This is a genomic window from Myroides sp. LJL119, from assembly GCF_054871605.1.
This window is the reverse complement of the sequence record NZ_JBTXLO010000005.1, coordinates 24,138-47,290: the sequence shown is the minus strand read 5'-3', so window position 1 is coordinate 47,290 and position 23,153 is coordinate 24,138. Positions and strand designations below refer to the sequence as shown.

12 protein-coding genes are annotated in these 23,153 nt (G+C 34.9%); all 12 read left to right on the top strand.

Annotated elements, in window-relative coordinates:
- The first annotated feature begins 386 nt into the window (after positions 1-386).
- The 12 genes from ACYSNV_RS07765 to ACYSNV_RS07710 all read left to right on the top strand — a co-directional run bounded on the left by ACYSNV_RS07765 (position 387) and on the right by ACYSNV_RS07710 (position 22,832).
- A complete protein-coding gene (locus ACYSNV_RS07765; protein WP_461761996.1) occupies positions 387-8,252 on the top strand; it encodes a COG1361 family protein in 7,866 nt (2,621 codons plus the stop codon).
- A gap of 25 nt (positions 8,253-8,277) precedes the next feature.
- Complete coding sequence (locus tag ACYSNV_RS07760) at positions 8,278-9,576, top strand: hypothetical protein (protein ID WP_461761995.1); 1,299 nt, start codon at positions 8,278-8,280, stop codon at positions 9,574-9,576.
- Positions 9,577-9,677: 101 nt separating this feature from the next.
- Positions 9,678-10,319, top strand: coding sequence for a hypothetical protein (locus tag ACYSNV_RS07755; RefSeq protein WP_461761994.1), 642 nt, complete (start codon positions 9,678-9,680; stop codon positions 10,317-10,319).
- 19 nt (positions 10,320-10,338) lie between these two features.
- Entirely contained in the window at positions 10,339-11,655 is a 1,317-nt protein-coding gene (locus ACYSNV_RS07750) for a gliding motility-associated C-terminal domain-containing protein (protein ID WP_461761993.1), read from the top strand.
- Between the two features lie 12 nt (positions 11,656-11,667).
- A complete protein-coding gene (locus ACYSNV_RS07745; RefSeq protein ID WP_461761992.1) occupies positions 11,668-12,591 on the top strand; it encodes a PorP/SprF family type IX secretion system membrane protein in 924 nt (307 codons plus the stop codon).
- 14 nt (positions 12,592-12,605) lie between these two features.
- Positions 12,606-14,573: an OmpA family protein gene (locus ACYSNV_RS07740; RefSeq protein ID WP_461761991.1), complete on the top strand. Its 1,968-nt coding sequence runs from the start codon at positions 12,606-12,608 to the stop codon at positions 14,571-14,573.
- Between the two features lie 1,316 nt (positions 14,574-15,889).
- Positions 15,890-17,572: a dihydroxy-acid dehydratase gene (gene ilvD, locus ACYSNV_RS07735; protein WP_461761990.1), complete on the top strand. Its 1,683-nt coding sequence runs from the start codon at positions 15,890-15,892 to the stop codon at positions 17,570-17,572.
- 13 nt (positions 17,573-17,585) lie between these two features.
- On the top strand, positions 17,586-19,283 hold the full coding sequence (ilvB, locus tag ACYSNV_RS07730; RefSeq protein ID WP_461761989.1) for a biosynthetic-type acetolactate synthase large subunit: 1,698 nt from the start codon (positions 17,586-17,588) through the stop codon (positions 19,281-19,283).
- Between the two features lie 14 nt (positions 19,284-19,297).
- Complete coding sequence (ilvN, locus tag ACYSNV_RS07725; protein ID WP_461761988.1) at positions 19,298-19,816, top strand: acetolactate synthase small subunit; 519 nt, start codon at positions 19,298-19,300, stop codon at positions 19,814-19,816.
- A gap of 21 nt (positions 19,817-19,837) precedes the next feature.
- On the top strand, positions 19,838-20,884 hold the full coding sequence (ilvC, locus tag ACYSNV_RS07720) for a ketol-acid reductoisomerase (protein WP_461761987.1): 1,047 nt from the start codon (positions 19,838-19,840) through the stop codon (positions 20,882-20,884).
- Between the two features lie 3 nt (positions 20,885-20,887).
- On the top strand, positions 20,888-22,132 hold the full coding sequence (ilvA, locus tag ACYSNV_RS07715; protein ID WP_461761986.1) for a threonine ammonia-lyase IlvA: 1,245 nt from the start codon (positions 20,888-20,890) through the stop codon (positions 22,130-22,132).
- Positions 22,133-22,313: 181 nt separating this feature from the next.
- A complete protein-coding gene (locus tag ACYSNV_RS07710; protein WP_461761985.1) occupies positions 22,314-22,832 on the top strand; it encodes a methylated-DNA--[protein]-cysteine S-methyltransferase in 519 nt (172 codons plus the stop codon).
- Positions 22,833-23,153: the final 321 nt, after the last annotated feature.

Sequence of the window (23,153 nt, the reverse complement as noted above, 5' to 3'; positions counted from 1 at the left end):
ATTATTAGAAAGAACCAAATATTAAGAGTTGTAAAGATTTTTTTTAAAGAATATTAAAACCGATTTTAAAAAGAATAATTTATAAATAATTGATATGATAAGAAAACTACTAAACTCAAAGAAAACTTAATTAGAAAATAAGTTATGTGAACTTTAACTCTAGGTATTTAAAGTTACATGATAACACTTTTATGTACTTAAAAGTTATCTCAGAAATGAAGTAATTGCAAGAAAGGACATTTGTGATGGATTATTTTTTAACTCACATAAAAAGTAAATCTATAAAGATAAAGTGTTATAGAAAAACAGTTATAGGCATTTTTTATATTCTATATATAAAGGTTATAACTACACAAACTCAAACAAACAATATAAACAAACAACAAATGAAACAAAAAAATACTTTTACCCTCTTTAAGTGGGTATTAATGCTTTTTGTGCTTATAACTCCAATGCTCCATTCTTATGGTCAAGCAAAAGTTCTGGCTAAATTTGAAAGTCAAAGTGATAGTAAGCGTGGATTATTGGGGATAGGTGGTCCTGCCGTGGTAGGTGGTACAAATATAAACCAAGACAATGATCAAGTAGCTACTCTATATGCTTCTCCTGGTCTAGCATTGGTGATTTCTAAGTATAATAGTCATATAATTGCCAGCTACGAACAGCCAGTTGGACCTGATCAGTGGAGTTATATTGAACTTGATGGAGATCAAGGACTTTTTGACATGATTCTTGGAGGTAGTCTTGGAAATGCTTTAGGTGCGCTTTTAGATAATGTACTTTTTGGAAGTCAGAATATTGTTGTAAGCGCTTTGGATGCACAAGGTAATGCCGTTTTTACAACTTCAAGTAACGAGCGATTCTCTAGTAATGAGTCAAGATTATTTGTAAATGGAGAGGGTAAAAATGTGTTAGCAATTAAACCAACACAAGCTTATCAAAAAATAAAAATCGAAAATAAAGCTAGTTCTGTAGTAGGTTTATTAAATGAATTTAAGGTTTCTGTTAGTAAAATTTACACTCTAGAAGGAGCCATAGACAATCAGTGTGGTAAACCAATAGGTACAAGTTTTGATGGTACGGGTGGTTTAGGGTTAACATTACTTGATGTAAATAACCAAAATCTAGGAGCTGCAATAGACAGTGGTACTGACTTTTCAGATACTTACTCAAATTTAAAATCTAGTGGATTATTAAGTCTGGATGTAGGAGTGAGTTTATCTCAAATTTTCTATTTCCCTAATGTTTCTAACGCTGATGCTACTTTTAACGTTACCCTAGGGTTTGGTAGTTCTGCATTGAATTTAGAATTACTTGGAGGCGTGGAAATCAGTGCTTATAACGGTCACCAAAAAGTTTATACTAAATCTTTAGGTACTGGTTTGGTTAATGGAATAGATCTTTTAGGTCTTTTACAAAGCAATCAAAAAGCAACTATTGTTTTTATGCCAGGGACTAGTTTTGATCGTATTGAGGTTAAGGCTAATGGCGGACTAGACCTTAGTTTGTTAAGCTCAGGATTGCGCATTTACGATGTACAACGATTCGGTGGAGAACAATTTGGATGTGAGAATCCATTGTTGGAAAAGCCAGATCAAACTCAAAGTCCTTTTTATGATGCTGCATGTGTACAAGAAAGTGGGCTTGTAAGTTTTGAAAATGTAGATTTTCCATATTATGCTGTAGATGGTAATAATGAAAGTTTTGCCGTTTTAACTGCAGCTAATAGTAAACTTCTAGGTATTGTTGGCAATCAAGATGTAAGTGGTATGATTCACATGTCTTGGGGGGATAGTAATATACCTGCAAATACGCCAACCTATATTCGCATAGATACCAATGAAAAAGTGTTAAATGCATTATTAGGTGGAGCTTTAGGTAACCTAGTTGAAGGTGTAGGAAATCTTTTGTTAGGACAATATTTTTTCGAAGTAGATGTCTTTCAAGTAGGTAACTCACAAAGTATTTTGTCGGGAAATAGTAAGAATTCTTTTGGGGATAATTCAAAAGGAAGTATTACGGTGGTACAAGATAATTTAGGACGCTTTTATTTAAAAGTGGCACCTAACACGGAATATAATAGTATTAAAATTACTAATAAAGTTGATTCAGGACTAGTAAGTTTAGAAAAAGGAGCTTTTACCATGAAGGTCTATGATATGTGTCGCGAGAATGACTTAACATCTGCTATGTGTGGACGCCCAATATCTACTTCTTTTGATGCAACTGGAATTAATATTTCTTTATTAGGAGGATTAATGAATAATAACTTCCACTACGCTATTAATGAGGTAGAGACCGATTACTCCTCTTTGCAAGCAGATAGTGGTATATTAGGAGTGAATCTTTTAGGAAGCGTTTCTCAAAGCTTTGACTTTGCAACAGCTTCAGAAATTGGCTCAAGTTTTAATTTAACTTTGCAGTTTAATAAATCAATTGTAGGATTGGATTTATTAGGTGGAGTGGAGATTTTGGCATATAATGGTACAAATCTTGTCTACACTATGCCACTATCTAATGGTTTAATAGGCAGGACAGACCTTTTAGGTCTATTGGAAAGAGGCGAAAAATTTACAGTAGCATTTGGACCAAGTCAACCTTATGATCGTATAGAAGTTAAAGTGAATCAAGGAGTTGGTCTTAATTTATTAGGTGAAGGATTGCGAATTTATAACGTGCAACGTTATGGAAATGCGTGTCCAAATCCATTATTGGACATTAAGGCACCTTCTGATAGTCCTTTTGAGAATCCATCTTGTTCGAGTATCTTATTAGAGGATAGTAATGTTGATTTTGGAAACTTAGCTGTTGATCAAAATAACGAGAGTTATGCAACTTTAGTAGCCTCCAATGGCCCTATTTTAAATGTTGGTGGTACCCAGGCTATGATTCATATGGGATATGGTAAAACTCTGGCTGCAAATACAACATCTTATATACGTATAGATTCTGATAAAGATTTATTAGATGCCTTATTATCAGGTAGTTTAGGTAAAGTTGTTGCAGGTGTAGGAGAGGCTTTATTAGGGAGTCATGTTATTACAGTTCAGGCATATAATGATCAAGATGAAGTATTAAAGGCTACAAGTGGTGATGGATTTGAATCCTCTACAAATGGCGGGGTTACTTTAGTACAAGATAATATAGGTAGATACTATTTAGCGGTGTCTCCAAACACGCAATATAATAGTGTGAAAATTTCAACCAAAGTAAGCGGATTATTAGGAGCTGGAGGAGTGAAAACTTTAAAGGTTTTTAATATGTGTTATGAAACAGGTATGGATATTTGTTTTCCTGCTCAGTTTACTTCATACACGCAATCTGGTTTAAACTTAGGTTTAGGTAGTGGTGTTGGCGTGTTAGAAGGTGCAGGTGTTACCAATGCTTATTATGCTATTGATGGGAATTCTTCCAATTATTCTCAAATTACAGCTGGTACTTTAGGAGTTGGTGCTTCTGTAAGACAAATGATTTATTTTAGTCAGCCGTCTTTAGTTGGTGATGAGTTAAAAGTTAGAATTCAATCTGGAAACAGTGGGGTTCTTAACCTAGAGCTTTTGGGAGGATATAAAGTAATTACTTATTTAGGTAACAATAAAAAAGAAGAATTTACTTTCCAACAAGGAATTCTTAATGGATTTGACTTATTGGCTTTATTTAAAGCTGGAGGTATACAAACCCTTAGTTATGAAACAACCCAGGCTTATGATCGCGTGGAGGTGGTAGTAACCAATGTTGCTTCGGTTAATACTTCTTCTGAGTTAAGATTATATGATGTTAAACGTGTGGGACCTAATTGCCCTGAATTAATTACAGCACATCCCTTTGAAGAGCCAGTGTGCGCTACGGAAATTAGTGAATTTAACAACGTAAGTGAGGTAAGTAACCTTGTTAGTGATGATTTCGATGCGTTTGCTACACTTCATTCTGGTGCAGGTTTTATTGTAGGTATTGGCAGTGAAGAAGGAATTTTAGAATTGGGATACGACCATACAGTTCCCGCAGGTGTTACCTCATATATTCGTTTTGATCTAGAGGATGAGTTACTAGAAAAGTTAGTATCTGGAAGTTTAGGTAACATTGTAAAAGGAGTCTTAGGTTCTTTAATTATAGGAAATCACTATTTTACTTTAGAAGTAAAGGATCCAAGTGGTGCAGTTATTTTAGATGGTAATAGTCTTAATCCTAATAGTCAGATAAAAGAAGGAATTGTACGAATTATGATTGATAAATTAGGTCGTAGCTATTTGGCTGTTACCCCTAGTCAAGATTATAAGTCTGTACGTATTGTGACAAAGACAAATGCAGCTATAGGTTTAGGGACATCTAATAGTATGAATGTATATGGAATGTGCTATGAATCTGTTAACAATACTTGTCAAGATGTTTTTGCAACTTCTTATGAATTGGAAGGTGTTGATCTTGGCTTAGAAGGTATTGGAAATGCAGGTGTTACAAACCCAGAGAGAGCTATAGATGATAATTCTACTAATTTCTCGCAATTGAGTGTTGGTACTTTAGGTGTGGGAAGTAAAGTTACCCAATGGTTTTATTTTAACACGGACTCTGCACCTAACGAAATTGTAAATATTAGGTTTAAAACCAATGGTGGGACTGCTAATCTAGATTTATTAGGTAAATTAAAGATAGTTGCTTATAAAGGAGATACCCAAGTAGATCAGGTTGTATTTGGTGGAGATGGAATAGTTAATGGAGTTAATGTTTTAGATCTAATTCAAAATGGTCAGGTAGTTGATTTACCTTTTTCTCCAATGGCAAGTTATGACCGTATTTCAATTTCATTGGAATCCTTAGTAGGGGTGAATGTTGGAGCTGCATTACAGATATATGATGTAAGTCGCACGTGTCAAAATTTAGACGAGCAGTTTGTTTCTTGGAAATCTTATACTATAAATGGAGATAAGCAAGTTGATTCTGTTACAGGAGGTGAAGAAATAGCCTACTCAATCCATGTTAAAAACACAGGAGATTCTGATATAGAGCAGTATACAATTCAAGATGTATTACCTGCGGGGTTAACTTTTGTTTCAGGACAAACAGGCCCATCTTTTGAAAATGGCATTGTTACTTTCACTAACCCAGCTATTTTGGCAGCAGGTCAGACGCAAACATTTACTTTTAAAGCAACAGTTAATCAAGATTTAGATGGTATTGATCAAATTGTAAACATAGCCCAGGTTCAGGGGGATTTGGGATCTGTAACAAATAGTTACCCACCTGTGGACAATACAGCGGATTTAACCCAGCCCGATACTTCAAAAGTGCCTGGAACAAGTATTGCTGTTAAAGCAACTGATAAGGTTAGTATTAAAAAACTTGGTGTTAGTAATAATTCAACTGCAAATAGTCTTGCAGGGTTAGATGATATTTTAACCTATACCATTACTGTTACAAATCAAAGTAATAAGACTATTCGTAATTTTAAGATAGAAGATGAAATTCAAAATACAGATCAGGTAAGTGTAGCGATTATTGAAGCAGATCAAGGGGTAATTGCCGGTGATGTTGTAACTTATTTCATTGGAGAATTAAAAGCTGGAGAATCCAAAGAGGTAACTCTTTCAGCAAAAGTGATAAATGTTCCTTCTAGCGGAGAGGGAGAAATTTTGAATTTCGCAAAAGTAGAATACTACTCGCCAATAAATGGGGAGTTAACTCAGGCAACTGATCAATATAGATTCCAAACTTCTTGTGAGCTTATAACAAACGAGAGTTTTACGGTAAGTAAAACCTCTGAGGGTGTTTGTCCAGGTGAAGAATTTATTTTTACCGCCAGTGCAGACTCCAAGTATGCCAATGCAATTTACAGATGGTATAGTGATAAAGAAATGACTGATTTATTAGAAACAGCAAATGAATTCAAAGCAGTTGCTTTCTCGGGTGTTTCTTATTATGTTACTATGGAAGCAGATGGATATTGTTTTGTAGGTGAGCCCAAGCAGGTAGATATAAGCTTTGATTCAACTACTACAACAAGTAAACCTACATTAACATCTAGTTCTTTAGAGCTATGTTCTGGTAGTAGCCTAGAATTTGAAGTTACTCCAGGTGCAGACTCTTACCAGTGGTATTTTAATGGGGAAGAAACAAATATGTTTAATGATTTAGATGAAGATGGAAATGTTACTAAGGTTGCAACCCAATCAAAAGTAACCACATCAATTGCTGGAACTTACAAGGTTCGTGCTAAATCAGGAGATTTATGTTTAAGTGAGTTTTCAAACGAAATAGTGATTAGTGAGCTTCCTGCTCCTGTTATAACCTTTGATAATGAGAAAAATATCTTAACTAATGTGGGTAGTAAAATTTCTCTACCTAAAGCCTCTGCAAGTAACTCTACTATTCAATACTTAAGAGCAAAGCAAGACGGTAGTGGTGAATATGAAGAGATTCCAAGCGACGGCGCTGGTAATCGTACCTTGGAATTTAATGAACCAGGAACATTTATTTTCTATGTTATCGCTACTGCCACTAATGGTGGATGTCAAACAATCGAACAGATTAATGTAACTGTTTTTGATCCTGCTAGTTGTCCACCGACAATGGTAAGGGAATATGCAACTACTTATGGTTCGGGATCAATTCTAACTGGAGGTGTTTCCAACAAAGATCGTGCTGTAGATGGGAGACCTGATACGTACGCGACAATTACAACAGGTGTAGGGCTATTAGGAATAGGAACAACTTGGTTGAATTTATATTTTCCTGAGACTATGCCTGCAGGAACTCCAGTAACTATTAAACTTGGAAAAGAATATAGTGGTTTGGTTTTAGCCGGAGGATTGTCTGTGGTAGGTATTGGTGAGAATAACTTAGATATAGGGGTAATTAAACCAGTAAAAGGAGGCTTATTAGATTTACTAGCAGCTGATAACGTAGTGGAGTTTACTTTTGTACCTTCCAATTCTAGCGGACCAAAACCATACAAAGGAGTTCGTATTTCTCAAGGTTCGTTATTAGGTGTTGCTCAAAATGCAAAAGTTTATGGAGCTTATGTTACCAAAGAAGGACCAATTAATTGTGAGCCTGTAACTGAAAATACGGCATCCAATGTGCTAGATGTCTTACACGGGGTAAAAGATATAGGTTTAGGTGTGGCTAGTGCCACGGCCTCTGTGTCTAATCCATGGAATGCCGTTGATAATGATATGGAATCTTACGCTATGATATCACGTGGGGTAGCGGTGTTAAATCAAGCTTTTTTAAATGTTGTTTTTAAACAACAAGCAACTCCGGGTGACCAGTTAGAGATTGTTATTGAAAAACCACTTAACCCAGTACTTAGTTTAGAACTGATAAAAGGTTTTACAATCCAGCGTTATTTGGGAGACACAAAAGTTGGCCCTGCATTGGATCACAATAGTGGCATATTAAATTTAAAGTTATTAGGATTACTTGGAGGTTATAATAATCGTATGAAGATTGTTGTAGCACCATTTGATAAACCATACGATCGTGTTGAGATTTCTTACGGAAGTGTGGTGGGTGTTCTAGGAGATTTCACCAAGGTCTATGATGTGAGATTGGTACCTAGATTCCATGAAGGTAATGAAGAACCAGAGGACGTTTATGAGCTTTGTGATGGAGGTGTTTTACATCTAACACCATTTGATGGATGTACTACTTTCCAAGTTTATACAACACAAGATGGTACGGATTTATTGCCAGAGAGTGATGATTCAGGAAATAGATTTGATATATCAGCTTTAGCATTAGGTAATCACACCCTATGGGTACAAAGTATTCGTAATGGATGTGAGGTTGGACCTCGAGTTGCTTTCAATATTTATATCAATGAGAGTCCAGAGTTTAATCATTACTTATTCAACGGTGAAGAGTTAACAAAAGATGTTAATGAAGAATATGCCATTAAGGTACACCGAGGCGATAAAAAATCAACTCTTGATGTAATGCCTGTTCCAAGTCAGACAACAAGTGTTGCTTGGGAAATGGAAACAGTAGATCCGCAAGATCAAAACAATACGATTTGGGTACCGGTTGCTTTTGCAGATGTAGACCAACAAGGAAAATTAACGATGAATATCCCTAGAAACGGTCGCATAGATGGGGTAGATTATAGTGGTAAAATCGTAAAGGTTCGAGCATTATTAATTTCTAAAGAAGAAGGAAAAAATTTCCAGTGTTCAACTTACGGTGATATTATTCAAGTAGAAATAGCAAAACGTTCGAATGTAAAATCGAATTTAAATGTGACTCAACAAATTAAGTAAACAACAATAATAAATATATTAAGACATGAAAAAATTAACAATCGTAGCAGCCTTATTAGGATCAGTTTATTTCGCTAATGCGCAAGTAGGTATCGGTACTCCCGATCCTGCTTTGTCAGCGGAATTAGAGGTTAAAAGTGATTCAAAAGGTATTTTAATTCCTCGAGTAGCTTTAACTGATTTAACCTCTTATAAACCAATTGTTGGAGATGCCCAACAAAGTTTATTAATCTATAATATCACACAGGTTAAGGACACAGATATTGCCCCAGGATTTTACTATTGGGAGGATAATATGTGGAACCGTGTGGTGAACAAAAATGAACTTAACATTATTGTAGAGGAAATAGGAGGAGATATTACAAATATTCAAAACATAATTGACTTTATTTTGCCATCAAATCCTGATAACGATAAGGATGACCAGCAAAAACCTCCGCATACAACTGTAGTGTATAATACAACTACTAAGAAATTTGAAACAGTTACTTATAATTCGGTTACCAATGTATACGAATCAGAAGAAATAGATTTCAATTCTTTAGAAACAATCACTCAGTTAAAGCGCAGTGAAATACAGGCCGATGGTGTTTGGGTAGATTTTGAACAAACAAGTGTTGCCCCAGATCCAAGTGCAGTGAAAAAAGGGGAGATTTTCTATGAATACACTAGTGAAGATTCTAACCGTAAAGATTATATCAACATGACAGATGATATTATTTTTGCCATTGAGAACAATGAAGAATTAAGAAATTCATTTACTAAGTTCTTAAGTGAGGGTGGTAATGTTTACTATGGCGACCATGATAATAACCCAAGCTCAGGGGATGTTTTATATACAATTGATGATAATGGAAATAAAACGGAAATCGTTTTCCCAGATTCATTTATTTTAAAACTAATTGAAAAAAATATCCAACGCATTAAAAATATGTTGGGAGATAAAATTCAAGTAGATGGTGATACTATTATAAATACCGGTGATACAATCAATGGAGAATGGGTATTTAAATATATGGGTAAAACACAAGTAGGAAGTCAAGTTGGGGTTCCATCTGCAGCTACATCGGGTGTTGGTTTACCAGCAGATTCTAATGCTACAGGTCTTGTTAGTATTACCTTACTGGATTCTAATAAAAACGTTGTAGCAACAAATGCTACTAATGTTGTGGTTACCGGTAATAACATCGCCTTTAATATTGGTACAGGTAATCATTATACAGCTTTACCACAGGGTGAATATAATGTGATTGTTGAATTTACAAGTTCTAATGTGCCTGCTACTATTTTAGGGCCTTCAACTCCTGTAACACAACAACCATAATTAAGAGCAACAACAAACAACATATTTTCAAACTCACTAGTACGGGTCGTTGTAAGGTCTAACTTTAGGCCCGTACTTTTATTTAAAAAACAAACTCAACAATGAAAAAGATTTATTTAACATTAGCATTTGGTTTAATTACTAGCCTTGGTTTTGCTCAAAGTAAAATCGGTGGAAATAGTCCTGATATTAATCCTTCGGCTATGCTAGAGATTGATTCAGAAACAAATAAAGGACTTTTATTACCTCGTGTAGAATTAGTAGCCTTAGATGATCACGCCCCTTTAAAGGAGCACGTGGCTGGTATGACTGTTTACAACACGGCAACTAACGGGGATATAGTTCCAGGGTTTTATTACAATGATGGACAAAAGTGGTCTCAAATGGTAACCAATGATAATAAGGCTGTTAAATTCTTCTACATGCCTAGTATTGTCTTTGATACCTCGGAGGATAAAGAAAATGTAGTGATTGATTTATTTGCAGAATATAAAAGACAATTTGACCTACAAAGTAGAATGTCTGTTATTGGTGAACCTAAAACCTATTTTGCAAGTGAAGGTGCACCTAATTTTATTCCTTATTTTGAAAACCCTACAGATCTTTATTACTATGTAACGGATTTAGATCCAGAAGTTTTTGAAATAGTATCTCTTAGTGAACAAGGAGTAATGACTTATAATGTTAAAGCAGCAGCTACAGACGCGTCAATCATCAATATTGTGTTTGTGGTTAAACCATAACCTTTAAAAGTGTATTGATATGATAAATTATAAAACACTTTTATTGCTAGCTGGTATATCTGGTTTTACTGCCTTTGGGCAGGATACTGGGAGTACTTCAGCTCCCTTGGCCAATAATAAGGGGCAATTATATATAAGCCCTAATGGGGTGCTTTCTACAAAATACGATTTTGTTAATAAACAAGGAGGAGATTTTCGTAACAATGGTGAATTTCACGTATATCAAAATTTAGAAAATCAAGGAGAATTCTTTGATTATAAAGGAGAACTGCCTCAAGGGGTTACTATTTTTAAAGGTAATAAACTACAGCATATCTCGGGTGATTATATGAAGTTTAACGATATTGTGTTTGATAATACAACTGATAAAGAAGCCTTTAAAATTCTTTCTGATATAGATATTCAAGGAGCAGCAGAGTTTAAAGATGGAATTGTTGTTGTTAAACAAGAAACCGGATCGATTACTTTTTTACATGGTTCAAAAGTGAATTATGTTCACGATGAAGGACATGTTAAAGGAAGGGTAGATAAACAAGGTAGTAATACTTTTACGTATCCTTTTGGAGATGTTTTTTTGAATGAAGTTACCGGCGAGCAAAATAACTTTCATCGTCCTGCTATGATAGCAGCAGAAACCCAAGGGAAGTATACGGATTTGTTTAGTGGATACTACGGGGCAGCTGATGCAAAAGAGGTCTTTGCAACCAAAGATAATACAGAGGGAATTATTAAAGATATTGATAATAAAGAGTACTGGATTATCGAGAGTTCTAAAGATACCCAAACCAATATCATCTTAAGTTTGACATGGGATGATCGAATCACCCCAGCAGAGTTTATTCCAAAATCCAATGATGACCGTGAATTTGCAATTCTAAGATGGGACCCTAATTTACAAATATGGCTTAATGAGGGAGGTATTGTTGACCTGGCCAATAAAACAATTACAACACCAACCAAAGTAAGGGGATATGGTTATTTTACCCTTGGTGTGGTAGAGGTTGAAGATATTATTGAGGGTGGCGTGGTGATTTATAACTTAGTTTCTCCTAATGACGGAAGTAACAACGATTACTTTAGAATCGAGCACTTGGAGCATTACCCTAATAATAGAGTTGAGATCTTTAACCGTTGGGGATCTAAAGTGTATGAAACATCTAATTATAACTCTAATGGCAATGTATTTAGAGGATATTCAGATGGAAAAATTACAGTGGATAAAGATGCTAAGCTTCCAACGGGAACTTATTACTATGTTATTACCTATCAGTATCAAAAGGATGGTGTAATGAAAAATGTGAAAAAGGCAGGTTACTTGCATTTAGAAAACAATTAGAACAAGAAGTAAATGAATTTTAATAGAATTATAAACAAAGTAACAATCTGCTTATTTACAATAGGCGGATTAAATGCCCTAGCACAGCAAGATCCTCAGTTTACCCAGTATATGTATAATACCACGGTGATAAACCCTGCATATGCTGGTAGTAAAGGTCATATGAGTTTCTTTGGGCAGTATAGAACGCAATGGGTTGGATTAGATGGAGCTCCAAAAACGGCTACGGTTTCTATGAATACACCATTGGGATATTCAGGATTGGGATTAGGAGCTTCTTTTAGAAATGAGAAAATAGGTGCAATGAGCGATAATACCCTAGAGGTGGATCTATCCTATACAATTGATTTAAATCGAGAATATAAATTAGCTTTTGGTATTAAGGCAACTGGTGATTTGTTAGATGTAAAATACAGTGAATTAAATATTTTCGAGAGACCACAGAATTATCCTGACATAAAGAGTAAGTTTACCCCAAATATCGGAGCGGGGGTTTACCTTTATAACGATAGAAGTTATTTAGGGTTATCTGTACCTCATATTCTATCTACCGATAGATACGATGATAATGAGTTTTTAACGGTAGAACAAAAGGCACATTTTTATCTAATGGGAGGCTATGTGTTTGACTTGAGTTATAATGTGAAATTAAAGCCAGCCTTTTTAGCTAAGGCAGTTGCAGGTGCGCCCTTACAAATGGACCTAACGGCAAATGCCTTGTTTATGAATAAGTTTACCCTAGGTGCGGCTTATCGCTGGAATGGATCTGTGAGTGGATTAGCAGGTTTTCAAATCAATGAGAATCTATTTATCGGATATTCCTATGACGCAGAGACCACTAAGTTAAGAAACTACAATTCAGGATCTCATGAGTTTTTATTGAGATTTGATTTATTTAACCACCAAAAGAAGACTAATACACCAAGGTTCTTCTAAAAAAAAAATGAAAAATGATGAAGAAAATAGTAAAAGGTATTTTTGCAATAACTTCTCTGTTTTTTATTTCTAGTGCAAGTTTAGCACAAAGTGGTAAAGAAAGACAAGGAGATAGTAGATTTGAATTATACGAATACGTTAATGCTATTGAGATTTACGAAAAAATAGCAGAAAAGGGATTTAAAAGTGTGAATACCCTTTCAAAACTTGGTGATGCTTATTACTTTAATGCCAAATTTGCCGATGCAAATAAATGGTATGCGGAGCTTTTTGATTATGCTCAGCAAAGCGGTGATAAGTTAGCCTCGGAATACTATTACAGATATTCGCAGACTCTAAAATCCATGCAGGATTACCAATTGGCAGATCATTATATGGATTTGTTTTCAAAAATGGAAGAAGAGGATCATCGTGCAAGGTTGTTTCAAGATAATAAGACCACTTATTTGAAAGATATCACAGATCGTGTTCAACGTTATGAACTACAACCTTTATCTATAAACAGTGAGTATTCTGATTATGGTTCAAGTATTTTAGGAGATAATTTAATTTTTACCTCTGCTAGGGAAACTGAAAATACAAGAAACGCAAAGCTACATAAATGGACTAACGAGGCTTACACGAGTTTGTATAGCTCTACCATTTTAAGTGATGGTACCTTTAGTGAGCCAGTTATTTTACCTATTGAATCTGTATCGAAGGTTAATCAGGCTTCGGCTGTGTTTACAAAAGACGGACAGACAATGTACTTTACTCGTAATAATGTGGTTAATGGTAAAAAAAGGCATAACCAAGACTATTCTATTTTATTAAAGTTGTATAAAGCAACTAAAAATCAAAATGATGATTCTTGGGGTAATGTAGAGGAACTACCATTTAATTCAGATAATTTTAATACAGCTCATCCGGCACTTTCACCAGATCAGAAATGGCTATATTTCTCGTCCGATAGACAAGGAACTATAGGTAACTCTGATATTTTTAGAGTTGCTATCTATGAGGACGGAACTTATTCCGAGCCTGAAAACTTGGGGGCTAGAATTAATACAGAAGGTAGAGAAACATTTCCTTTTGTATCTAATGATGGTTATTTATATTTCTCAAGTGATGGCCGCCCTGGACTAGGTGGTTTAGATGTGTTTATGGCTAAATTAAATTTCGACGGTTCGCTTGGCGCAGTGGTTAACGTTGGGGCTCCTTTAAATAGTCCGGAAGATGATTTCGCGTTTTATATCGATCAAAAAAACCGTAAAGGTTTTATATCCTCTAACAGAGAACCTGGAGTTGGCGGGGATGATATTTATTTCTTCCAAGTTGTGGATTGCAAACAGGTAATTAAGGGATATGTTTTTGATAAAAGCACAAATCAACCAATTGCAAATGCCGTGGTTACTTTATATGATAATTCGTATAATGTTCTACAAACCCTATCTACAGACCAACAAGGGAACTATCAAACAATGGCTTTGGACTGTGATCAAAAATTCCGTTTAAAGGTGGAGGCGCCAGATTACCACACAAGTGAAGAATCTATAGTTTTAGGTCGAGTATTTAATGATATTCAAGAATTAAATATTGGACTAGATCCGGTTCTGGAAATTATTGAGAAAGAGGATGATTTATTTAAAAAATTAAATTTAGATCCAATTTATTTCGACTTTGATAAATCCAATATTCGTAGCGATGCTGCAGTGGAATTAGCCAAAGTAGTGGAGGTTCTTAATATGTATCCACAAATTAAGATTGATGTACGCTCTCATACAGATAGCCGTGGTAGTGATGCCTATAATTTAAAACTATCAGATCGTAGGGCAAAAGCAACCATGAAGTGGATTATTGACAATGGTATTGATGCAAGTCGTGTTTCAGGTAAGGGATATGGAGAAACGGAGCTTGTGAATGATTGCAAGAACAATGTTCCATGCTCAATTCAGCAGCACCAACAAAACAGACGTAGCGAATTCATTATATTAGAAATCTAATGTAATAGAGCTTTATATTATACAATTTATTTATTATCTAAGGGGTCGTGAAGCATATGCTAAACGGCCCTTTTTTTATGCTTATTTGTTTTAATTAATCATATTGTAATAGGGTGTAAACTGCATTTTAACTCTGTATTAATCAGATAGTAAAAAGATAATCAAAAAGTAGTTATTTAAAAAAGCAAAGCAGTTAGAAATCTAACTATGGCGTATTTAAGAGTCAATCTTTTCTTAAAAAAGTATCTGATAAAACAGTATGTTTTTAAACCAGGGTTAAAGTTTATCTTTTACCTAGCCCTAGTATAAGACAATTAATGGTGTTTTGTATGGTGTAATTGACTTGTTAATAGTGTTTTTTTATTATTTAATACAAGAAAGTAGCTTGTTTTTGGTTAGTTAATACTATTTTTTTTAAAAAAATCTTCTTTTTTTTAATCTAGCAAATCTTTTTTTTTAAGGATTGTGGCTTAGTATTTGGTTGTGATATATAAAGAATTGTTAATGAGTATTTTATGATTTATTTTAAAAATTAGGGGTAAATAAATAGGTAATATTATTGTGTGAAATTTATGTTAAAATAGGTATTGCGATTATTTATTTTTTTAATGCATTTTAAAAATTTCTTTCAATTTTGGTTTGTTTTGTTAAATGAATGCCTATATTTGTTCCAGTATAAACAACGAAAAGAAATGAAAAATATAGTTAACCTTCTTGCTGCTATTATTATTGTGCTGGTGATTATTCATTAACCAATAAGGTAAGCTTGTTACTATTTTTTAAATAAATAAATATCTAGCTTCCTTGTTTAAGGAGGCTTTTTTTTAAATAAAATATTACTGTTAATTAAACTATGAAAGTATTATCTAACATCATTATGATTGTCCTTATTATTATTTGCTCACCATATTGAGTTAGGTTATATATTGAAAAATTTTTAGCAGCCTTTCTCAAATTATGTGAGTAAGGCTTTTTTTAAACCCCATTTTTAGAACCATGAATATATATACATTACAAGTTTATGCCGATTTGTACCACCGAGTTAACGCTCCATAGATGAGCTAGTGCTTTGCTTTGAAAGATTCTTTAAGCAAGCAAACCCAAGACTTACTTTGTTATTAAAATCAATTTTTTAGAATGATATTATAAAACAAGAAACTTTTTAGTTGCCAATAAAAAGTAAGATAAGTAAGTTTTGTTGTAGAACAATAACATGTAGTAATACCACTTTATTCCCCAAATAAAGCCTTTTACTATATGGAGATCCCTATAAAATAACTAAATAAAGAGTAAATAATTAAACATTCGGTTTGATAATGGAAAACTTAAATAAGTACAGTAAAACTGTTACCCAAGACAAGTCCCAACCTGCCGCCCAGGCCATGTTCTATGGAATAGGTCTTAGTGAAAGTGACCTTGATAAGGCACAAGTAGGTATTGTAAGTATGGGTTATGAAGGAAACACCTGCAATATGCATTTAAACGACCTTGCAAAATCTGTCAAGCAAGGCGTTGTTGACCAAGATCTTGTTGGTCTTATCTTCAATACCATAGGAGTGAGTGATGGTATATCTAACGGAACTAACGGCATGCGTTATTCCCTTGTTTCAAGGGATGTTATTGCAGATTCTATCGAAACTGTCGCAGGTGCACAATGGTATGATGCTATTATTGCCGTACCTGGTTGTGATAAAAACATGCCGGGTTCTATTATGGCTATGGGTAGAATTAATCGTCCCTCGATAATGCTTTACGGAGGTACCATTCACCCGGGTAAATACAAAGGTGAAGATTTAAATATTGTATCGGCCTTTGAGGCTCTTGGTAAGAAGCTAAAAGGATGTATTTCTGAACAAGACTTTAAAGGGATTATTAAAAATGCTTGTCCTGGAGCAGGAGCATGTGGAGGAATGTATACGGCAAACACGATGGCCGCAGCCATCGAGGCATTAGGTATGTCCTTGCCTTATAGTTCTTCCAACCCAGCTTTAAGTCCGCAAAAACAACAGGAGTGTTTTCAAGTTGGTAAGGCCATAAAAAATTTACTTGTTAAGGATATCAAACCCAAAGATATTATGACAAGAAAGGCCTTTGAAAACGCTATGGTAATTGTTAGTGTATTAGGGGGGTCAACCAATGCTGTTTTACATTTAATTGCGATGGCCCACTCAGTGGATATCACCCTTAATCTTTCGGATTTTCAAGAAATTAGCGATCGTATTCCAGTTTTAGCGGATTTGAAACCTTCTGGGAAATACTTAATGGAAGACTTACATAAAGTAGGTGGTGTTCCAGGGGTGATGAAATATCTTTTAGAAAAAGGGTTATTGCATCCCGATGTATTAACCGTTACAGGACAAACCCTTAAAGAGAATTTAGCGCATTTAGATGATCTGAGTCCAGGTCAAAAAGTAATAAAAACCTTAGAGAATCCCGTTAAACAAACCGGACATTTACAAATTTTATTTGGCAACTTAGCCCCAAGGGGTAGTGTGGCAAAAATTAGTGGTAAGGAGGGAGATTTTTTTCAAGGACCAGCACGTGTTTTTGATGATGAACACGCTGTTATTGCAAGCGTTAAAAATGGGGAAATTAAAAAAGGTGAAGTAATTGTTATTCGCTACTGCGGTCCAAAAGGAGGTCCAGGAATGCCAGAGATGTTAAAGCCAACTTCGGCCATCATTGGAGCAGGACTCGGCAATAGCGTAGCTCTAATTACCGATGGGCGATTTTCGGGAGGTAGTCATGGTTTTGTAGTGGGCCATATAGCTCCCGAGGCTTATCAGGGTGGTGTTATTGCACTTGTAGAGAATGGCGATATTATTCGAATAGATGCCGTTACAAATTCACTGGAATTACAAGTGAGCCAGGAGGAGCTGGAAAAAAGAAGGCAAAAATGGATTAAACCCGATGCAAAAGCAACCAAAGGCGTATTGTATAAATATATGCAGAGTGTTGCCGATGCCTCTTTAGGATGTATAACTGATTACCAACCCTAATAACCAAAAAAATATGGAACCAACTAGAATTAGTGGAGCCCAAGCAGTAGTTAAAACACTTGTAGAACAGAAAGTTAAAACTATTTTTGGGTATCCAGGAGGAGCTATTATGCCTATTTATGACGCCCTTTATGATTATCAAAACTCTTTAGAGCATATTTTAGTGCGCCATGAGCAAGGTGCTATTCATGCAGCTCAGGGCTACGCAAGGACAAGTAGAAAACCTGGAGTTGTCTTTGCCACTAGTGGACCAGGGGCGACTAACTTAATTACGGGTTTAGCCGATGCTTTTATTGATTCTACCCCACTGGTATGTATCACCGGGCAAGTATCTTCCGCCCTATTAGGGACAGATGCCTTCCAAGAGACCGATATTATTGGTATTTCCCTGCCGGTAACTAAATGGAACTACCAAATAACCAAGGCCAGTGAAATTCCATTTGTGTTAGCCAAAGCCTTTTATATTGCCAGCTCAGGTAGACCAGGTCCAGTATTAATAGATATTACAAAGGATGCTCAGTTTGAAAAGGTAGATTATTTGACAGGAAAATGTGATTTTATTCGTAGTTATAAGCCAATTCCCCAAATTAATATGGAATCAATAGCACTAGCTAGTGATTTATTAAATAATGCAAAGAAACCTTTTATAATTATAGGTCAGGGGGTTATACTCTCTAAGGCTGAAGATCAATTAAAAAATTTTATTGAGAAAACAGGAATACCTGTGGCAAGTACACTTTTGGGTTTAGGTGCTTTAGCTAGTACTCATCCGCAATATGTCGGACTCTTAGGTATGCATGGTCATTATGCCCCAAATATCAAAACCAATCAATGTGATGTTTTACTTGCCATTGGAATGCGATTTGATGACCGAGTAACAGGAAACCTACAAACTTATGCCAAGCAAGCAAAGGTGATTCATATTGATATTGATAAAGCAGAAATAGATAAAAATGTCAAGACTCACCTAGGAATTCATGCAGATGCCCAACAGGCCTTAACCGCGCTTTTGCCATTAGTAAAACCCAATAGTCATCTAGATTGGTTACAGGAGTTTAAAAATGAAAAACAATATGAAGTTGCTTGTTTAAATCAAAATTATCAAGGGTACGATCCCCAACAAATAAAGATGAATCAAGTGGTGAAGTACTTATCTGATAAAACTAGCGGTCAAGCTGTTATTGTTACAGATGTAGGTCAGCATCAAATGATTACGGCTAGGTACTATGGTTTTAATACTAGTAATAATAATATTACAAGTGGCGGCTTAGGCACCATGGGATTTGCGCTTCCTGCCTGTATTGGGGCAAAATATGGAGCACCCAAAAAACAAGTAATTGCAATTATTGGCGATGGGGGCTTTCAAATGACTCTACAGGAACTTGGAACAATCATGCAAAATGATGTGGATGTTAAAATAGTGATTTTAAACAATAAGTTTTTAGGTATGGTAAGACAATGGCAGCAACTTTTCTTTGATAAGCGTTATAGTCATACTAATATTAGTAGTCCAGATTTTGTTGCTTTGGCAAAAAGTTATAATATCCAAGGTCAACGTATCGATAATTTAGACCAAATCAACCAAGGAATTGATCTTATGTTACAAAGCAAAGGCCCCTATTTATTGGAGGTAATGGTTACCAAAGAAGAGAATGTGTTTCCTATGATACCTGCTGGAGCATGTGTATCTCAAGTTAGATTAAGCGAATAACAAATTACAAGCAAATGGAAAAAGAAGTGTTTACTCTAACTGTTTTTACAGAAAACAGTGTAGGGATGCTAACTCGTATAACAAATATTTTTACCAGAAGACATTTAAATATCAATAGTATTACAGCTTGCGAATCTGAAGTTAAGGATGTTTATCGCTATACAATTGTACTGGAAACAACCAAAGAACAGGTAGAGAAGGTGGCCCATCAAATCGAGCGATTAATCGAAGTTTTAAAAGTATTCTATTATCAAGATAAAGATATTGTTTTTCAAGAATTAGCCCTTTATAAGATAAAAACAAGTGAGTTGGATTATCCTAAAATTGAACGTGTAATTAGACTTAATCATGCTCGTGTATTATCTATTGACAAAGAATTCATGGTAATTGAAAAGACCGGGTATAAAAACGATACCCAAAAATTATTTGAAGACTTATATGATTTTGGGATTTTGGAGTTTACCCGAAGTGGTAGGGTAGCTATAACCAGACCCATGAATGAAATAAGTACTTATTTACAAACATTAAATTAACTAACTTAAAAGTATATAAAAATGGCAGAAATTAATTTCGGAGGAGTAATTGAAAACGTGATTTTACGTGAAGAGTTTCCTTTAGACAAAGCAAAAGAGATTTTAAAAGACGAAACAATAGCAGTAATTGGTTATGGAGTTCAAGGACCCGGACAGGCATTAAATCTACGAGATAATGGATTTAATGTTATTGTAGGTCAGCGAAAAGGATCAGCAAGTTGGGATAAAGCACTACAAGATGGTTGGGTGGAAGATCAAACACTCTTTGATATACAAAAGGCTTGTGAGAAAGCAACCATTGTAATGAACTTACTGTCCGATGCTGGGCAAATTCAGGCTTGGGAAGATATGAAAAAGCATTTAACCAAAGGAAAGGCTCTTTATTTTTCCCATGGTTTTGGAATTGCTTTTAACCAGCGAACTGGGATTGTTCCACCAAATGATATCGATGTGTTTTTAGTTGCGCCAAAGGGCTCGGGAACTTCTTTGCGCACGCTTTTCTTAGAAGGATGTGGCTTGAATTCTAGTTATGCTATCGAGCAAGACGCTACAGGTCGAGCAAAACAACGAGCCATAGCAGTTGGAATTGGAATTGGGTCAGGTTATCTTTTTGAAACCACATTTAAAAAAGAAGCTTATAGTGATTTAACTGGAGAACGAGGTGTTTTAATGGGAGCTATAGCTGGAATTTTTGAAGCCCAATACAATGTTTTGCGTAAACATGGCCATTCTCCAAGTGAGGCCTTTAATGAAACCGTAGAGGAGCTAACCCAAAGCCTTATGCCTTTAGTGGCAAAAAACGGTATGGATTGGATGTATGCTAATTGTTCAACAACTGCTCAAAGAGGGGCTCTTGATTGGAAAGATAAATTCCGAGACGCCAATACTCCAGTATTAGAGGAGTTGTACAATAGTGTGGCTAGTGGCAATGAGGCTCAAATAACCATTCAAGCCAATAGTAAAGCGGATTACCGTGAAAAATTAGAACAAGAATTAAAAGAACTTCGTGAGAGTGAAATCTGGCAAACCGGAGTCGAGGTTCGAAAACTTAGACCATCCAAATCATAAAATATGAATTTATTAGATACAGTATATAAGGCCAAAGCAAATATATCTCAAGTAGTTTTACATACCCCTGTGGTTAAAAACACTAATTTGTCCAGTGAGTTTGAAGCAAACATTTATTTAAAACGCGAAGACCTACAACCTGTACGCTCCTATAAGATCAGAGGAGCGTACAATAAAATTTCTAGTTTAACTAAATCGCAAATGAGCAAGGAAGTAGTATGTGCTAGCGCGGGAAATCATGCCCAAGGTGTAGCTTATGCGTGTAGTGTACTTGGTATAAAGGCAACGATTTTTATGCCTAAAACCACCCCAATGCAGAAAGTAAAACAAGTTAAGCTTTTTGGCAAAAACAATGTAGATGTTATCCTACATGCTGATACCTTCGATGAATGTTACAATAAAGCAACAGAGTTTTGTCAGCAAACCCAAGGGGTGTTTATTCATCCTTTTGATGATCCTTTGGTTATTGCCGGACAAGCCACTATTGGCTTAGAACTCTTGGAAGATATGCCCTGTGATATTGATTATGTGTTTGTGCCCATAGGAGGAGGAGGCTTAGCTGCGGGATTATGTACTGTGTTTAAACATTTAAGTCCGAGAACCAAAATTATTGGAGTAGAACCTCTTGGGGCCTGTTCCATGAAAACATCAATTGATAAAGGAATTAATACGCCTTTGCAAAGCCTAGATACTTTTGTGGATGGTGCGGCTGTCAAGCGAGTTGGGGATTTAACCTTTGAAATCTGTAAGGATGCATTAGAAGATATTATTTTAGTCCCAGAAGGTAAGGTGTGTAGTACTATAATTGGTTTATATAATCAAGAAGCTTTAGTGGTAGAGCCCGCAGGGGCATTAACTATTTCAGCCTTGGATTTTTATCGAAGTCAAATTCAAGGTAAAACGGTAGTTTGCATAATAAGTGGAAGTAACAACGATATCACCAGAACCGAAGAAATTAAAGAAAAAGCATTGCTTTATCAAGGATTAAAACATTATTTCATCATAAACTTTCCCCAACGACCAGGAGCCTTAAAACAATTTGTTAACCAGGTTTTAGGTAGTAATGACGATATTACTTATTTCCAATTTTCTAAGAAAAACAATAGAGAAAGTGGACCTGCTGTGGTGGGAATAGAATTAAAGAACAAGCAAGATTTCGCACATATTGAGTCTCAATTGACTTACTTTAAATATAGTTATCAATATTTAAATCAAAATGATGATCTCTTTACCCATTTAATAGGCTAGGAAAGCTGCGTTTTTTAGAGAAAAAATAATTTTAGTGTTGTTATATAATCAATAAGGTTAATTACTGATGTAGTTAACCTTATTTTTTATTTTCAAAATGTTATAAAAAAAGATAAACAACTTTTTTGGTTAAAAATGTTTTTAAGATATTTACCTAATTGTAAATTTAAAATCAATTCTCATGGCTTTGTTCTTGGTTCAATTAGAAAGTCCTTTAGGGCAAATAACAGCTGTTTCCTCCAAACAAGGTATTTGCTATTTAATGTTTTCAGATTGGAAAAATTTAAATGAAGATCTTGAAAAATTAGAAAATAGATATAACACAAAGCTTTTAAAAAAAGATAATGATCATATAAGTAATTTAAGGCTGGAATTAAATAAATACTTCAATAAAGAGTTGTTTTTTTTTAAAACTCCTTTAGATTTTACGGGGTCCGACTTTGAATTAAAAGTTTGGAATCAATTACAAAAAATACCCAGTGGAAAACTTATTTCTTATAAAAAACAAGCTTTAGATTTAAGTATGCCCTTGGGCTGTAGAGCCGTGGCTAGTTGTAATGCTAGAAATAGAATTATGATTTTAATTCCATGTCATCGCGTTATTGGTTCCAATGGACAATTAAGTGGTTATGCCGGTGGGGTTGGTAGAAAAAAATACTTGATAGATTTAGAGAGTAATTCTTTCACTTTAGATCTTTAAAATAACCATCTTGGTTAATAAATAAGCTTGTGTAACGGGATTTACCAGTTAATTACTAGGTTTTTTAAACCTTTGTAATGTTAATTATTGTGTTAAATAATTTTCATACTAGTTTTAAAAGCAGACGGTTATGATTTTATAGTATTAAATGGTAGTCTTGTAATATAAAAATGGGTTGAACTAGCCTTATTTTGTTGTAATATTGCAGTGTTAGCAAAGACTGTTATTTTTGCTGATGTGTTCCTTAGACAGGCTTCCAATTCTGTTTAGGGAACTTTTTTTTTATAGATAATTAGTCAAAAAAAGCAGTTATAACAATTA

Excerpts from the sequence above, each read along its gene's own strand:
- ilvC (WP_461761987.1), top strand. The coding sequence starts at position 19,838 with ATGGCAGAAATTAATTTCGGAGGAGTAATTGAAAACGTGATTTTACGT.
- ACYSNV_RS07750 (WP_461761993.1), top strand. The coding sequence starts at position 10,339 with ATGATAAATTATAAAACACTTTTATTGCTAGCTGGTATATCTGGTTTT.
- ilvA (WP_461761986.1), top strand. The coding sequence starts at position 20,888 with ATGAATTTATTAGATACAGTATATAAGGCCAAAGCAAATATATCTCAA.
- ACYSNV_RS07755 (WP_461761994.1), top strand. The coding sequence starts at position 9,678 with ATGAAAAAGATTTATTTAACATTAGCATTTGGTTTAATTACTAGCCTT.
- ACYSNV_RS07760 (WP_461761995.1), top strand. The coding sequence starts at position 8,278 with ATGAAAAAATTAACAATCGTAGCAGCCTTATTAGGATCAGTTTATTTC.
- ACYSNV_RS07765 (WP_461761996.1), top strand. The coding sequence starts at position 387 with ATGAAACAAAAAAATACTTTTACCCTCTTTAAGTGGGTATTAATGCTT.
- ilvD (WP_461761990.1), top strand. The coding sequence starts at position 15,890 with ATGGAAAACTTAAATAAGTACAGTAAAACTGTTACCCAAGACAAGTCC.
- ilvN (WP_461761988.1), top strand. The coding sequence starts at position 19,298 with ATGGAAAAAGAAGTGTTTACTCTAACTGTTTTTACAGAAAACAGTGTA.
- ilvB (WP_461761989.1), top strand. The coding sequence starts at position 17,586 with ATGGAACCAACTAGAATTAGTGGAGCCCAAGCAGTAGTTAAAACACTT.
- ACYSNV_RS07740 (WP_461761991.1), top strand. The coding sequence starts at position 12,606 with ATGATGAAGAAAATAGTAAAAGGTATTTTTGCAATAACTTCTCTGTTT.
- ACYSNV_RS07745 (WP_461761992.1), top strand. The coding sequence starts at position 11,668 with ATGAATTTTAATAGAATTATAAACAAAGTAACAATCTGCTTATTTACA.
- ACYSNV_RS07710 (WP_461761985.1), top strand. The coding sequence starts at position 22,314 with ATGGCTTTGTTCTTGGTTCAATTAGAAAGTCCTTTAGGGCAAATAACA.